Raw genomic sequence first — 13,758 nt, 5'->3', positions numbered from 1 at the left:
AAATGCACCCCCAAAAAGGGGGTGCATCTAATGACTGGGTTTTTGGAGATGAATTTGCTCAACGATAAATCTCAGTATTCGTTTGATAAGTTGACACAGTATTTTTGCTCTTCCTGCTGAGCTTCTTCTTTATATTGTCCAGTAAAGAATAGACCACCGGAACAACAAAGAGTGTTAATAATGTTGAAGTGATCAAACCGCCAATAACTGCATGCCCCATGGGCGCACGCATCTCAGCACCTGATCCTGAACCAATGGCAACGGGAATCATCCCGAAGATCATGGCCAGAGTTGTCATGAGAATAGGTCTTAAACGGACTGAACCAGCTTCAATCAAAGCCTCTCTTACTTCAAACCCTTCATTCATCTTCTGCTTGGTAAAGTCTATTAGCAGAATACCGTTCTTAGCCACCAGTCCCATCAAGAGGATGATTCCAATCAGAGACAAGATACTCAGCTCACTTCCCGCAACATACAGTCCCAGAACAGCACCGATCAGCGCCATTGGCAAAGAGAACATGATAGCAACAGGATCTAAAAAGCTTTCAAACTGCATAGCCATCACTAGGAACATAAACAGGATACCCATCAAGAGCGCAGTTACAAGACTAGCAAAGCCCTCCTGCATCATCTCGTTCATACCTCCAACCTTTACAAAAACTCCATCGGGAATATCCAGTTCATTTGTGAGCTTGTTCGTATACATGTTTAAAAAGTCCCCCGTAGGTATTCCTTCAACATTTGCTGAAAGCTCAATCTGAGTCAATCTATCATATCTATGGATAGTTGAATATGAAGTAGATAGAACCTTCTTAGTAATATTAGCCAGGGGAATCATTTGATTATTTAAACCATTAACTGAGCCGTTGACATAAATACCATTCAGATTGTCTAAGCTCTTCCGCTGGTCGTCTTTCAAGGATACCCTTACATTATATCTATCCCCTGCCCACTCAAATTTGCCTGCATCTATTCCGTCAAAAAGCGCCTGTATCGTCGTGGCTGCCAGGGATACATTAACGCCCAGGTCTGAAACCTTATCTCTGTCCACCTCTAGTTTAGTTTCAGTTTTGCCGGTTTTGAGATCCAGCTCTACATCTTTGGCATGAGGGTCCTGACTGAGCATCTTTTTCCCTTTCAGCGCCAAAGCTTGCATTGCTTCAGTGTTGTTCCCCAGGATAACAAAGGAGACATCCTTACCTTCATTAGGTCCTAAGGAACTTGCTTTTACAGCCAGTTCAATTCCAGTGATTCCTTTTAAGTCTTCCCTGACTTCTGAAGCAATCTGTTTAGCCGCTTTTTCTCGCTCCTGTTTCTCCGTTAATTTAGCATAGATTGAAATTTTGTCAGAACTGACTGTTGTATAGACATGAGTAACTTCAGGATACTTTTTAAGTTTTTCTTCGATTTCCTTAGCTTTGTCCCCGACCGCCTGCAGTGTCAAACCAGAGTCCGTACTCACGCTAATATTTATTCCCCCTGCATCCGTAGCTGGAATGAAGCTGAAGCCCAACAGAGGAAGCAACTTCATGCTGGCAACAAAAATTCCAATCGTAAAGATTAGGGTGACAAGGCGGTGATTGAGAACTACCTTTAGAAATTTAGAATAGCTTGTTCCCAACAAATCAAATTTGTCATTAAACCAGTCCAGAAAATGACCCACAAAGGTTTTTTTCATCTTTCTCTCAGCCTTTAACAATCTGGAAGACATCATCGGCACTAAGGTGAAGGATATAAATAAGGAAACCAACATACTAAAGGCTACGGTAAGTCCGAATTCCACAAAATACTTGCCGATAATCCCTGAAACCATGGCGATAGGAACAAAAACCGCAACCACAGCAAAGGTTGTTGCCATTACCGCTAACCCAATTTCTGAGGTAGCCTCTCTTGCTGCCTGCATGGGCGGCTTACTCATATGTAAATGTCGGACAATATTCTCTATAACGACAATAGCATCGTCAATCAGCAAGCCTACGGCTAGAGACAAGGCCATCAGCGACATGGTGTTCAGAGAAAAATCCATGACCTTCATGGCAATAAAGGTTGTAACAATCGATGTTGGTAAGGAAATTCCACTGATCAAGGTACTTTCCCATTCCCTTAAGAAAATAAACACGATAATGATTGCCAAGATACATCCTTCAAGAATCGTTTTTACGACTTCGTCGACGGAATCACGTATCGAGACAGAATTATCCGCCACAACATCGACAGTTATTCCTTTAGGGAGCGTACCTTTGATAAAGTCTAATTGTTTCTTTACATTATCCGAGACAAGCACCGTATTCGAACCAGACTGTTTAATAATATCCACCCCGATGGCCTCTTTACCATCGTAATAAGAAATACTGTCCATATCTTTAATTCCGTCCGCTACCGTCGCCACATCACGAACCTTAATCTCACGTCCTGAGCGCACCCCCACGGTGATATTATAAAAATCCTCCAGATTCTTAACTTTGTTATCTGTCCGCAGGGATATCTCTGTTTGCCCGTCGTTAACTTTTCCCCCTGGTCTTTCCATGTTGCCATTCTGGACTGCGCTGACCATCTCCGCTGGAGCCAGACCATATTCGGCTAGCTTCTCGAGATCCAGCTTGATCTTTATCTCCCTTTCCTCTTTGCCATATACCTTAACTGAGCCAACGCCGCTTACAGTGTAGAGACTCTTGGTGATGACATCATCCACAATCTTGGATATGACGCGGTTATCCATTGTGCCGCTTACTGCCAGGGATAAGATAGGGGTTGCAGTGAAATCATATTTGGCAATAATCGGCTCTTCTATATCATTAGGGAGGCTTTTCCTTATGGAACTGACCTTGTCCCGCACTTCCTGGGCAGCAACATCCGGGGATTTTGCCAGATCAAATTCAACGATTACATTGCATACACCCTCACTGATATTTGTGTAAATATGCTTTACACCGGAAATTTGTCCTATGGCTTCTTCAACTTTCTTGGCCACATTGGTTTCCATCTGGTCGGGTGCAACTCCATGCTGTTCAATGGCTACTGTTACATAGGGAAAGTCTGCTTGCGGCATATCATTAATACTTAAACCTCGAAAGCAAAGCATTCCGACAACCAGGAATACAATGATGATAACGGTAATAAATACAGGCCGTTTTATACTGATATTGGTTATAAACATATCTTAGTCCCCCTATTCTGAACCCACCGTAATCTCATCACCCTCTTGAAGCATGTTGAGGTTTGTCGAGATTATGGATTCATTTCCTTGAAGGCCTGAATTAATCTCTGCCTGATTGTTTACCAAGTTTCCAACCGTTACTGCCCTTTTTTTCACAATCCCGTTATCATTTATGTAAACGAAATAATTGCCTTCTTTCCCGGTTATTAACCCCACAGGTATAACAAAGTTCTGGACTTTTCCATCATTCTCATCCATCAGCCTTACCTTAGCAAATACCCCCGGCCTTAAGGACAAGGTTTCATTATTTAATTGTACCTTCACCTTAAAGGATCTTGAGGATGGATCGGCAGAGGGAGTAATGCTTTTCACGACACCTTCAGCGGAATCCGAATCGTCTTCATTTAGCTTAACCTTAGCCTTTTGCCCAATTTTTATCGACTTAATTTGTGCTTGGTCTATCTCGATAACAGCATCGATCAATGAAATATCTCTAACCTTTCCCAGAACATTTCCCGGCGAAAGAAACTGGCCTATACTGACATTTTTTCCGTCCATGACGCCAGTTATTGGAGCTCGAATAGTCATATCGGCCAAGGTAGTTTTGAGATTATCGATTGTGGTCTGGGTTGCTTGAATAGCTGCTTGACTTGAAGCAACGTCCGCCTTAATCATTTTCAGAGAAGTTTCTGCGTTTTCCAGTTCAGCCTGGGCAACAACCCCTTGTCCTGCTAAGGTTTTAGTCCGATCGTAGGATCGTTGAGTATTTTCCAGACTAGCCTCTGTCTTTTGCAGAGAAGCTTTTGATACCTCTAACTGACTTTCGGCAGACTTAATCTGATTTACAATATCCTGGTCATCTAAGATTATAAGCACCTCACCTTGAGTAACCTGCTTTCCGTCATCAAATAAAATACTGATTACCTTTCCGCTATTCTTTGAGCTTACAATTCCTTCTTGATCGGCTTCCAGGGTTGCTTTATAGTATAACCCTTCGTTTTCACCTGCCACTTTTGGACTGATTACTTCCACTGCCACTTTGTTGCTTGGATCAGATTCCACACTTTCATTATCCTTAGCTGCAAAGATTGATTGAGCTCCATATCGGTTAAACAGCGCAACTCCACCGATAAAAATAACAACGATAATTACTAACAAGATTATTCTTTTTTTACTCACACCTTTACCCCTCCTTAGACTGCACAAGTGTCCGATCCTGAGTTTGTTTTAGCCGCTATTCCATTTAGGATAAAATCAATCATTTTTTCCCTATCAATATCTTTCTGCTGCTGGGTCCAGCAATAGCCCATAATCTGGGCTTTAAAGTTACAATAGGCTCCGATCATTTCAGGAATAAAATTTGCTGCAAATTCCCAATCGAATTCTCTTAGAATTCCATCTGCTACTCCCTTCTCAAAATTTCCCCTTAATATATTCACCGATTCCTCTCTACTACTTAAAATCATTTCGTATAACTTTTGCTTCACCTCGCAGTCCATTTCAAAAAATTTACCAAACAACATAAATTTGAAGAAAAACTCCGTCTCTTCCAAGGTTTCCTGGGTAAACTTAATAATTTCATTTAATATTTCCCGCAGCGAAAGTTTATCGCTGATCCTGCGGTTAATTTCAGCAAAGAACTGACTAGTCTCCGCCTTGGCTACCTGTATAAACAAATCTTCCTTGTTCTGAAAGTATTCATATAAGGTACCTTTCCCCAGTCCTGCCTCTGCTGCGATATCCTTCATGCTGGCATTTGTAAAACCGTTCTTTCTAAACACTTCAAATGCTGCATTTAGAATGGTTTCCTCTTTGTCTTTCAACCTTGCCATACTAACCTCCATTCAACTTTTGTCCGACCGTTCGGTCAATTTATGGAAATTATAACCACATAATACTCCTTTAATGTTATGAGATCAATCATCAATTTTATTACAACCCTTTAAGCTCCTGGGATTACCCGGTCTTCACCGAATTAAAACAAATAGGTTTCATATCCTTATTTCAAGTAGAACTTCACTTAATATCTAAAGTAAAGTATTGTATAAGTTATAGAGTGTTTCCCTATCAAAATTGCTTCTTTCTATAAATAAATTGGCCTACCGAAGCGTAAATGCTGGGTAGGCCAAAATAGAAAATATTATAATGTTAAATTGGCAAAACAGTGATCAAATAACCGCCCAATACAAGGCTGGCCAGATTTGCAACCAATACATAAGAAACCCGACGGAATCTACCATGTTCTTTGATAAAAACAAGAACACCTACAAGTTCAGCGAAAAGTACAAAGAATTCCATCAAAATCAGGTTGAAAATCAAATAGCTAGCAAAAGGGGAAGCCCCGTTTAGGGCTACATTTAAAATCCCTTGTGTCAGTAAATTCATCATCAGGAAGGCAATCCAACTCTTTTTGTCACGGAACCTAAACAAAATGAAGATTACACCTTCAATCACTAAGGTGAATAATACCCGCTGGGTTACTAAAAGGATTGATCGGGACAACATCTTTCCGGCCGCTATGGTTTGCGAGGAGAAATCCAATGTGACAATGCTATTGTAACCGGTTAAGAATTCCTTCCCAACAATTTGATCGTAACTTACGCCATTTCCCGATACCCTAAGTAAGATTTCGTTATTATTTCCAATATCTCTATTTGTAGAAAGCATAGTAGATTTCCCAAGCAACCTTCCTTTTTTTCCCTTCCTGAATAGAGTCTGCGGAAACAATGGAAACCGAGACATCTGCGGGAGCATTTTTTAAAATGAGTATCAGCCCAGGGGGCTCTGCTGAATTGGCATATGCAATTGTTGGTAAAAAAGAGAAAATCACAAAAAATATTATTAGCAGCATATATGATTTTAGTTTCAACTACACACCTCCACTAATTTTGAAGCACAAAAAGTATTGATTTTCATAACTCCTCATTCACTTTTTTACATTTTATGTCTAGTTATTCATTTTTTTATCAAATAATTTCTTCGCCTTTATTGCCCAGATAGCATAGCAGAGTCCACCTATTGCAAAGAACAAGATTGGTATTAGACGAAGTGGCATAAAGGGAAATTCAAACCAGAATGCCCTCCAAAACTTAGTGCCTCAAACACTTTAAATTTTTTCATTTTCTAAGTCCTCCCTATTAGAATCCATGATTCTGGGCTACAAGAACCAGATGCTTAAGTCTTTCTGTCTCCAGCTGTAAAATCTGCCTTCCCTCATCTGTAATCAGATAAACTTTTCTTCGTTTATCCTCCGAAGGAACTGCCTTAATTAATTTCTGCTTGATTAAGTTTTCAATTGCTCCATACATGGTACCGGCTGCTGTTCTTACTTTTCCGCCACTCATTTCTTCCACTTTATTCATGATTGCATAGCCGTGCCCTGGTTCTGTCAAAGCCATTAAGATATAAAAAGTAGTTTCTGTTAGTGGTAAAAATTTTTCTAGGTTCATAAATTCCTCCCGCTCATACAACAATATACAGTTTGACTGTATATTGTCAATCCCTTATTACTAATCAAAAGAGCGAACTTACTTATTCATGATTAAGGTTATTACATTCTGATACTAAACAAGTAATTCATTTTAGAAGTGTTGATGCCTCTTTCTCCACTGTTGCTATGCTTAACTTGCTGTTGGGGCAAAGCCAAACCTGTGGACATGTAGTGATTTTTGAAAGGAAGGATAAATATAAGAAAAGTAATGCATAGAACATTCTTAGCCCCTAAAAAATTATTTCTCTAAGGGCAAAATAAAGGCCCAGTTCACAAAATGAGCTGGGCCTTAACGATTAGAGTTCTAACCATCACTGCCTCCATGACCTAAGAATTTGATTCGTCACTAACTTTTGGGGAACCGGAGATTTTTACTTTTAAATCTTCTCTCTTTAATGTCTCTTCAATGTGTTTTATATCTACTATTTGCTGTTTATAGATGGATACATCCTCTAAATCAACCCTATGTTTTATAAATTCAATCTGTTCTTCGCTAAGGGGTATACGGATAACGTTTGGGGGCTCAACTTTGTGTTCCGGGGTAGCTGAAACAAAGTCTTTCCTCTCTATTACGAGCTCTTCACGCTTGATAGGCACAGTAAAGCTTTTTTCTTGGATGAAAGATTCCCTAAAAATTTTAACTTCTCCAGTTTGCATCCACTTTTTAGCTAAATCAAGTTGTTCTTCTTTGATCTGAAGGGTCACGTTATTAGTGAAGTTTTGTTTCGGTGCGCTTGTTTCTGGTATGTATTTAGCGTTATTAATATTTCCTGTGGAATACAATGCCCAAAGTCCTCCAATAAGACCTCCTAGTACAATACCTAATAAGGTTGAGATAAGCAAAATATCAATTCCAATAAGCAAATCAATCAGTACTCCTACAAATCCTCCGATTATTACTCCTGGAATTATCCCTTTGGTAATATATGTTTTATGATGATATACTAATAAGTTCTTTACCATACCTTACCCTCCACTTATTCTGAAAAACACCTCACCAATCGTGTATAGGATTGGTGAGGTGTTCCCTAATTATTTATTGATGATCTGTTATTACACTGTCAACGACATCGGGGTTACCAATCTTATTTACCAGGACTTCTTCTCGCTTAAGAGTTTCATCTATATGCTTTGTATCACTTACATTGCGTTTATAAGCTGACACTTCCCCTGTTACTACAGTACGCTTATTTACATTAACTATTTCTTCACTGACCGGAATACGAATGGTTTCCGCCTCTTCAGTTATAGGCGAATCACTTTGTTCATTGTTTAAGGATCTTCTTTCTATTACGACTTCTTCGCGTTTTACCGGAACATCAACTGTTTTTTGTTCTGATATAATTTCCTTGCTAAACTCTACTTCACCTTTTTGCACATTACTTTTGTCAATATCAAGCTCTTCTTTGCGGAGAAGAAGCTTTGCGTTCTCATCTCCAGTTTCTTTTCCAGTGTCATCTTCGTTTCCGAAAATATCATTTAATAAACCCATATAATAAATACCTCCTTTAATTAACATCATTGTTATATTGCCCTTCAAAGATATTTATTATCTATTTAAAAGTTGGGAATTAAGAGCTGTATAAATGAGTTGGTTCCATAAAAAAAACTTTTCTTAGCAATTGAAATCAATACGATAAAAAAAGAATCCCTATCTTTGTCCCAATTAAGCCAAGCTATGCATAATATGGACTATCTCTCAAATCCAGATGGAGAGTCTGTAAATATATAGGGAGGCACAAAATGGATATTGACAAATTATTTTACAAACACCTGATGAAAAACCTATTTGCCGATCCTTGTGAAGTTAACTTCTGGGATGACGAGCTTATTAAGTATGGTATAGGAAATCCGCAGTTTCGAATTAATTTTAATGAACCTATTCCAAAATTGAAAATTATCAGAGATCCATATATGACATTTGGCGAAGGTTATATGCTAAAGAAGTTTGATGTTGTGGGAAGTGTCCAAAAAGTCATTGAATCTATTTATAAGAATCAGGATAGCTTTCTTCACCAGAAAAACGGGTACACTAAACTATTTAAAGTGTTTACGAGCAATATCAGGGAAAATATAGAGAATATTCAATTTCACTATGACATTGGAAACGACTTTTTTAGATTATGGTTAGATGAAACCTTGACCTATTCCTGCGCTTATTTTATGTCCCCTGAAGATAGTCTGCTTCAGGCTCAACGTAACAAAGTCACACATATTTTGCGCAAACTAAATTTAACGCCCGGTCAAACTCTACTCGACATCGGTTGTGGATGGGGAGAACTTATTCTTACTGCAGCTAAAGTTTATCGGACTAAAGCTCTCGGTATTACCCTGAGTTCGGAACAATACACTAAAACCCTTAGAAGAGTTGAAAATGAAGGATTACAAGATCTGGTTGAAGTCCAACTCATAGACTACAAAGAATTAGAAGGCAGAACTTTTGACCGGGTGGTAAGCGTAGGGATGATTGAGCATGTAGGAAAGGAACATCTCAATGATTATTTCTCTACTGTAAAATCCCTACTAAATGAAGACGGAGTATCTCTCCTGCACTGCATCACAGCATATAAAGAATCTCCGACGAACAGTTGGATTAAGAAATACATTTTCCCTGGCGGATATATTCCTACAATACAAGAATTGGTTGCACTAATGGCCGCTAACAACTTCTACCTCATAGACGTTGAAAGCCTTCGTGAGCACTACACTAAAACCCTTGAGCACTGGATCCAAAATTTCGAGAATTCCCTTCCGTTAATCATGAAAATCAAGGATGAAACTTTTATTCGGATGTGGCGTCTCTATCTTAACTCCAGTGCCGCGTCTTTCCATTCTGGCAATCTTGATCTCCATCAATTCTTGTTTACGAAGGGGGTTAATAATACTTTGCCTTTGACCCGAAAGAATATCTATTTTTAAAGGATTTTTCATAATCTTAACCCCCCATAGGCGCAGTGAAAATGCTTCAAATAAAATAGGCCATCTAATCGGATTCTCAAAATCCAATCAGATGGTCTATTTTTTTCTTCGTTTCTTTTCAGTTATTTTCTTAGTTTTCTAGCCTTTCAATATAGAGAATACCGTCATACCAGCTTGACGTATGGCCACTTTGCGATTTGCCTTCTCAGGTTTCATTGTTAAATCAAGGGACTTTTATCCCCTTTGTGATAAATTACCAGTCGATGAAGTGCTCGTGTACAGCCAATGTACAGTAATTGTCTATCAAAATCACTTACATAGTTCTCCTTATTAACATCGTAGATAATCACAACATCAAATTCTAATCCCTTTGCCATATAAGTTGGAATGACTAGAGCACCTTTTATAACTTCCCCTTCTTGAGGTTTAATAAGGGTTAGTTGCACAGATTTTTTCAAGCGACTAAACACCTTTTCTGCCTCTTTTTGAGTTTTACATATGATGGCGACTGATTCATACCCTTGCTGGGTATAATTCCCTATGTCTGCTATGATGGACTGATCAATTCCCTCTAATGTTTCTCGCTGAATAACCTTAGGTTCCTCACCATATCGTTCAATAGAACAATAATCGTGTTGGTTTCCTTCACCAAGCAGCTTCTGTGTGAAGGCGTTAATTTCACAAGTTGACCTATAGCCTTTATTTAAAGACAGCTTAATCGTCTTACCTTTATTGAGTATCTCGGAAACATCGTCATATAGTGAATAGTCTATTGGTTTTTCGATCGCTTGACGTATGTCTCCTAAAACAGTGTAGGTTGCATTATCGTACAAGATCTTAAAAACCTCGTATTGCAGAGGAGTATAGTCTTGGGCTTCATCAATGACCACATGTTTAATACCAGAAACCACATTATTCCCTTCAACTTTCAGTTTCAGGTAAAGAAGCGGAGCGTAATCTTCATAGTGCACTTGCCCCTCTTCTAGATTCTGAAGAGTTGTTGAAATGATTTCGTTAATATTCTCCGGAAGTGTTAGTCCTTGGGCCAATTTATGCAAAAGCCCACGGTTCTTGAATAACTGCGTATACAAGTCACCGTAATCAACCTTCGTGAATTTTTGAATACGGTCCCGAAAAGCCACGGCTTGTTTAATAGCTAATAAGCGGCTAAAGGACTTTATTTCAAACTCATGCCCTTCACTTTTTTCCACAATCTTTTCTAAACGTTTGAGTCTCTTTTTCTGTAAGGGGTGAACCTTTTGCAAAAGGATCGTCTCGATTTTATTGAGCTGTTTTGCCATGGGAATACCAATTTCATTGTGTAGGAAACGGTTCTTTAGCTGCTGCCTGGTCGCAAGAATTGTTCCGTTATAATAGACGTCCTCAAATTCAATAAGCCGATGGGCGTAGTGCCATAAAAGTCTATCAAGAATTTTCTTAAATACCCTCGAACCCTTAAAATCGATGCTTTTCTTCCGACCTTCATCCCCAATCTTCACGCGGGAATGTATCAAGGCTTCAAGCTGCATCTCCCTTGTTTCCTTACCAAACCTGCCCTGCAAAACCTCTAAAACTAAATCGTCAAAGATGCTTTGCCTTACGTTTTCTTCTCCAAGCTCAGGAAGGACACTGGAAATATAATGACTAAAAACTGAGTTAGGAGATATTATGATCACATCCTTAGACTGCAGATTGGTATTAAGCCCCTCATAAAGAAGGAAGGCAATCCTATGCAGAGCAATTGATGTTTTTCCACTACCCGCTACACCTTGCACAATTAAGAGCTCATGATCCCTATCCCTAATAATTACGTCTTGTTCCTTTTGAATCGTTTCGATAATATTTTTCATTTTGGCGGAAGTATTATGACTTAGTACTTCCTGTAGTATTTCGTCGGTAATCCTAACACTACAATCGAAAAAGTATTTAAGCTGTGAGTCTCGAATTTGATATTGCCTTTTCAAAGACACATCTCCCCGACTAACCCCTGCCGGAGTGTCATACATTACTTCACCTAATTCATATCTATAAAATACACTTGAAATAGGTGCGCGCCAGTCATAAACGTAGACTTCACCCGTGTTTTTATCCATTAAATTGTAAAGTCCAATGTATATCTTTTCTTTTTCATTAAAACCCTTTTCTATAAAGTCAAAGCGGCCAAAGTAAGGTGAGTTTATCATTTTCTTGAGGTTCTTGATGCGCCGTGTGTCGTAACCCGATATATGATTATTGACTTGCATAAGATGCAGGTTAATATCGACAAGACTCTCAAAATCGCTCGCAATATGAACAGTGTTTTCATACATATCCTTTTTGGCAGCTATTAAATCACTCTTTTTCTCTTCTAAATTTTTCTCTTCCTTTTTCACTTCTTCTTCGATAAAGGCTAATGTCTTCTTAAGATACTCAATCTCCTCTTGATGATTTTCTTGGTAACTGTCCATTGGATCACGCTCCTAAACAAAAGAATTTTGAGAAAAACCGTTTGACATTCCTGTGGTCTTTATGATATAGTATTAGTAAGGGATATTATATATAATTATTTTTCGAAGAAACCTTCCTTATTATATATCACATGCCTCTTCAAGTCTAGTAAAAGACAAAATATAGGGCAGTCATTTCCAAGCCGGAATGACTGCCCTATTTACGTACTACCGTATAGCAAACTATGCTCTCCTGGCAAAGAGATGCGTCAATGAATATTCCGTTAGTCATACAAATAATCAACCACCGGTTCAAGGGGATCGACCATATGGTCATCTTTCATTTTATAATTTATCTCCTTCCCCACCAAACCTGAAAGGAATAGCATTATTCTTTTGTTTATATTATTAATGTACGGAGGAATGTCATGTTCAACAGCTTGAATGATTCCTTCTGAATTGATAGTCAACTTACATAGTAAATCTGCAGCATCCCACTTATCTTCATTGTAATAGTCCTTAAAGACAAAGGTCGTGACTCCATCCTCTTCGAATATTTCATGATCTACATAGCCTTCTACAGGCATTACTTCTCTCAGCATCTTCTTTAATTCTTCGAGTCTAATAGTTAAATCATCAAAGTAGCTATCTTTAACCTTTTGGATAATACTGTCTTCGGTCATCATATAACCCCTTTTTGCAACATTTATCTTTAGTAAATTATACGCATTCAGTAGAAAGGCTATACACATGCAAACTACCTCCATGGTAGTTGAGTATCCAACTTTAAATTCTGAGTCAGAAAGGATTCCTTTGACAGGAAATGCCTTTCTGATTAATTATTATTTTGCCACAAGGCCTATTTCACTTGACGGATGTTCTAAAACGATATCATTATCTTCAAACACTTCTGGGTCAGAAAGGATTTTTATAGCTTCAGCAGTAAATAATCCATAAACAATATCCGTTAATAAGTAACTAAAATGTGTTTTAGTTAACCGTGGTTTTGCTGAATATAACTGTATTTTACCACCTAATCCATAAACTAACCCCCAACTCATTGCACCTATGAAAGCTCCTTTCATACGGTGATAATTTATACCTGTGGCTTTTAAACAGTACATAATGGGGATACCCAGCCCAATACCCGTGAGCATATGCCAAATCTGTCCTAGTAATTCATTTTTCGGTTGATTAACTCTTATTTTGTGTACAAACATTGATCCGCCTACATGAGCTAAGGTATTTTCCGATTTTTTAGTGATAAATAATAATATGTTTATCATATCCATGGAAATTACTCCAACTAACCCACCTAGCATCGAAATAACCATTGAATCTTTCATTTTACCTACTTTACGAGTAAAACCTAGTAATCCAATAATCAATGATATAATTTTTTCCATTTAAACCTCTCCTTAAAATTTTTATACTCGCAACTCTTATTGTTTCACTCTATATAAAAATAAATTCAGAGGTTAAAAATGTAAAAATCGTAAAAACATCCATTTCAAGTGAATTACTTAAAGTGAAACTTCAACAGGATGTTGCATTTGGCAACAAAAGGTCAATACCCAATCCACAGTCAGTCCATTCAAGCGATCTACGAAAAATACCTCGATGCTAGAGAAAATGCCCATAAAGCTAGATCCTTGGGATTCACCCAAATTCGGTACCCGTATAAAGATAAAAAGCACTTCAATACCAAGTGGCTTTCGGATTGATAAAAACGAAGAATTGAGTTAAGTTTGGGGCTTTTCAATAGC

General features: G+C 38.3%; 12 protein-coding genes. 1 reads left to right on the top strand and 11 read right to left on the bottom strand.

Features of this window, described 5'->3' with window-relative positions:
* Nucleotides 1–58: 58 nt before the first annotated feature.
* The 8 genes from DESMER_RS06430 to DESMER_RS06400 all read right to left on the bottom strand — a co-directional run bounded on the left by DESMER_RS06430 (nucleotide 59) and on the right by DESMER_RS06400 (nucleotide 8,139).
* Nucleotides 59–3,157, bottom strand: a complete 3,099-nt coding sequence (locus DESMER_RS06430; protein WP_014902259.1) for an efflux RND transporter permease subunit — start codon at nucleotides 3,155–3,157, stop codon at nucleotides 59–61.
* Nucleotides 3,158–3,169: 12 nt separating this feature from the next.
* Nucleotides 3,170–4,336 carry an efflux RND transporter periplasmic adaptor subunit gene (locus DESMER_RS06425; RefSeq protein WP_014902258.1) on the bottom strand — a complete coding sequence of 389 codons (1,167 nt, stop codon included), beginning with the start codon at nucleotides 4,334–4,336 and terminating at the stop codon, nucleotides 3,170–3,172.
* A gap of 14 nt (nucleotides 4,337–4,350) precedes the next feature.
* Nucleotides 4,351–4,989, bottom strand: coding sequence for a TetR/AcrR family transcriptional regulator (locus tag DESMER_RS06420; RefSeq protein WP_014902257.1), 639 nt, complete (start codon nucleotides 4,987–4,989; stop codon nucleotides 4,351–4,353).
* 316 nt (nucleotides 4,990–5,305) lie between these two features.
* Nucleotides 5,306–5,824 (bottom strand): hypothetical protein, encoded by a 519-nt coding sequence (locus DESMER_RS06415; protein ID WP_202949404.1) that lies wholly within the window; start codon nucleotides 5,822–5,824, stop codon nucleotides 5,306–5,308.
* Nucleotides 5,808–6,026, bottom strand: a complete 219-nt coding sequence (locus DESMER_RS24175; RefSeq protein ID WP_202949403.1) for a hypothetical protein — start codon at nucleotides 6,024–6,026, stop codon at nucleotides 5,808–5,810. Before DESMER_RS24175 ends, DESMER_RS06415 begins: the two co-directional genes overlap by 17 nt.
* A 268-nt stretch (nucleotides 6,027–6,294) precedes the next feature.
* The gene (locus DESMER_RS06410) at nucleotides 6,295–6,606 is read right to left on the bottom strand and encodes a PadR family transcriptional regulator (protein WP_014902256.1); all 312 of its coding nucleotides are present in this window, start codon (nucleotides 6,604–6,606) and stop codon (nucleotides 6,295–6,297) included.
* Nucleotides 6,607–6,974: 368 nt separating this feature from the next.
* Nucleotides 6,975–7,610, bottom strand: coding sequence for a YsnF/AvaK domain-containing protein (locus DESMER_RS06405; RefSeq protein ID WP_014902255.1), 636 nt, complete (start codon nucleotides 7,608–7,610; stop codon nucleotides 6,975–6,977).
* A gap of 73 nt (nucleotides 7,611–7,683) precedes the next feature.
* Nucleotides 7,684–8,139, bottom strand: coding sequence for a YsnF/AvaK domain-containing protein (locus DESMER_RS06400; protein ID WP_014902254.1), 456 nt, complete (start codon nucleotides 8,137–8,139; stop codon nucleotides 7,684–7,686).
* 251 nt (nucleotides 8,140–8,390) lie between these two features.
* Between DESMER_RS06400 and DESMER_RS06395 the strand changes: the two genes are divergently transcribed.
* Nucleotides 8,391–9,566: an SAM-dependent methyltransferase gene (locus DESMER_RS06395; RefSeq protein WP_014902253.1), complete on the top strand. Its 1,176-nt coding sequence runs from the start codon at nucleotides 8,391–8,393 to the stop codon at nucleotides 9,564–9,566.
* Between the two features lie 218 nt (nucleotides 9,567–9,784).
* Here DESMER_RS06395 and DESMER_RS06390 read toward each other — a convergent pair whose 3' ends face one another.
* The 3 genes from DESMER_RS06390 to DESMER_RS06380 all read right to left on the bottom strand — a co-directional run bounded on the left by DESMER_RS06390 (nucleotide 9,785) and on the right by DESMER_RS06380 (nucleotide 13,398).
* Nucleotides 9,785–12,013: a HelD family protein gene (locus DESMER_RS06390; RefSeq protein ID WP_014902252.1), complete on the bottom strand. Its 2,229-nt coding sequence runs from the start codon at nucleotides 12,011–12,013 to the stop codon at nucleotides 9,785–9,787.
* A gap of 263 nt (nucleotides 12,014–12,276) precedes the next feature.
* On the bottom strand, nucleotides 12,277–12,744 hold the full coding sequence (locus DESMER_RS06385) for a hypothetical protein (RefSeq protein WP_014902251.1): 468 nt from the start codon (nucleotides 12,742–12,744) through the stop codon (nucleotides 12,277–12,279).
* A gap of 90 nt (nucleotides 12,745–12,834) precedes the next feature.
* Nucleotides 12,835–13,398, bottom strand: coding sequence for a hypothetical protein (locus DESMER_RS06380; protein WP_014902250.1), 564 nt, complete (start codon nucleotides 13,396–13,398; stop codon nucleotides 12,835–12,837).
* Between the last annotated feature and the right edge of the window lie 360 nt (nucleotides 13,399–13,758).

Source organism: Desulfosporosinus meridiei DSM 13257 (assembly GCF_000231385.2).
Lineage (GTDB): Bacteria > Bacillota > Desulfitobacteriia > Desulfitobacteriales > Desulfitobacteriaceae > Desulfosporosinus > Desulfosporosinus meridiei.
Note: the sequence above shows the minus strand (reverse complement) of the source record. Positions and strands in the feature narration are given on the sequence as shown.

What these genes read in the sequence shown, in the direction of transcription:
- DESMER_RS06430 (WP_014902259.1), bottom strand. Translation starts at nt 3,157, where the DNA reads ATGTTTATAACCAATATCAGTATAAAACGGCCTGTATTTATTACCGTT.
- DESMER_RS06420 (WP_014902257.1), bottom strand. Translation starts at nt 4,989, where the DNA reads ATGGCAAGGTTGAAAGACAAAGAGGAAACCATTCTAAATGCAGCATTT.
- DESMER_RS06415 (WP_202949404.1), bottom strand. Translation starts at nt 5,824, where the DNA reads ATGCTTTCTACAAATAGAGATATTGGAAATAATAACGAAATCTTACTT.
- DESMER_RS06410 (WP_014902256.1), bottom strand. Translation starts at nt 6,606, where the DNA reads ATGAACCTAGAAAAATTTTTACCACTAACAGAAACTACTTTTTATATC.
- DESMER_RS06405 (WP_014902255.1), bottom strand. Translation starts at nt 7,610, where the DNA reads ATGGTAAAGAACTTATTAGTATATCATCATAAAACATATATTACCAAA.
- DESMER_RS06400 (WP_014902254.1), bottom strand. Translation starts at nt 8,139, where the DNA reads ATGGGTTTATTAAATGATATTTTCGGAAACGAAGATGACACTGGAAAA.
- DESMER_RS06395 (WP_014902253.1), top strand. Translation starts at nt 8,391, where the DNA reads ATGGATATTGACAAATTATTTTACAAACACCTGATGAAAAACCTATTT.
- DESMER_RS06390 (WP_014902252.1), bottom strand. Translation starts at nt 12,013, where the DNA reads ATGGACAGTTACCAAGAAAATCATCAAGAGGAGATTGAGTATCTTAAG.
- DESMER_RS06385 (WP_014902251.1), bottom strand. Translation starts at nt 12,744, where the DNA reads ATGTGTATAGCCTTTCTACTGAATGCGTATAATTTACTAAAGATAAAT.
- DESMER_RS06380 (WP_014902250.1), bottom strand. Translation starts at nt 13,398, where the DNA reads ATGGAAAAAATTATATCATTGATTATTGGATTACTAGGTTTTACTCGT.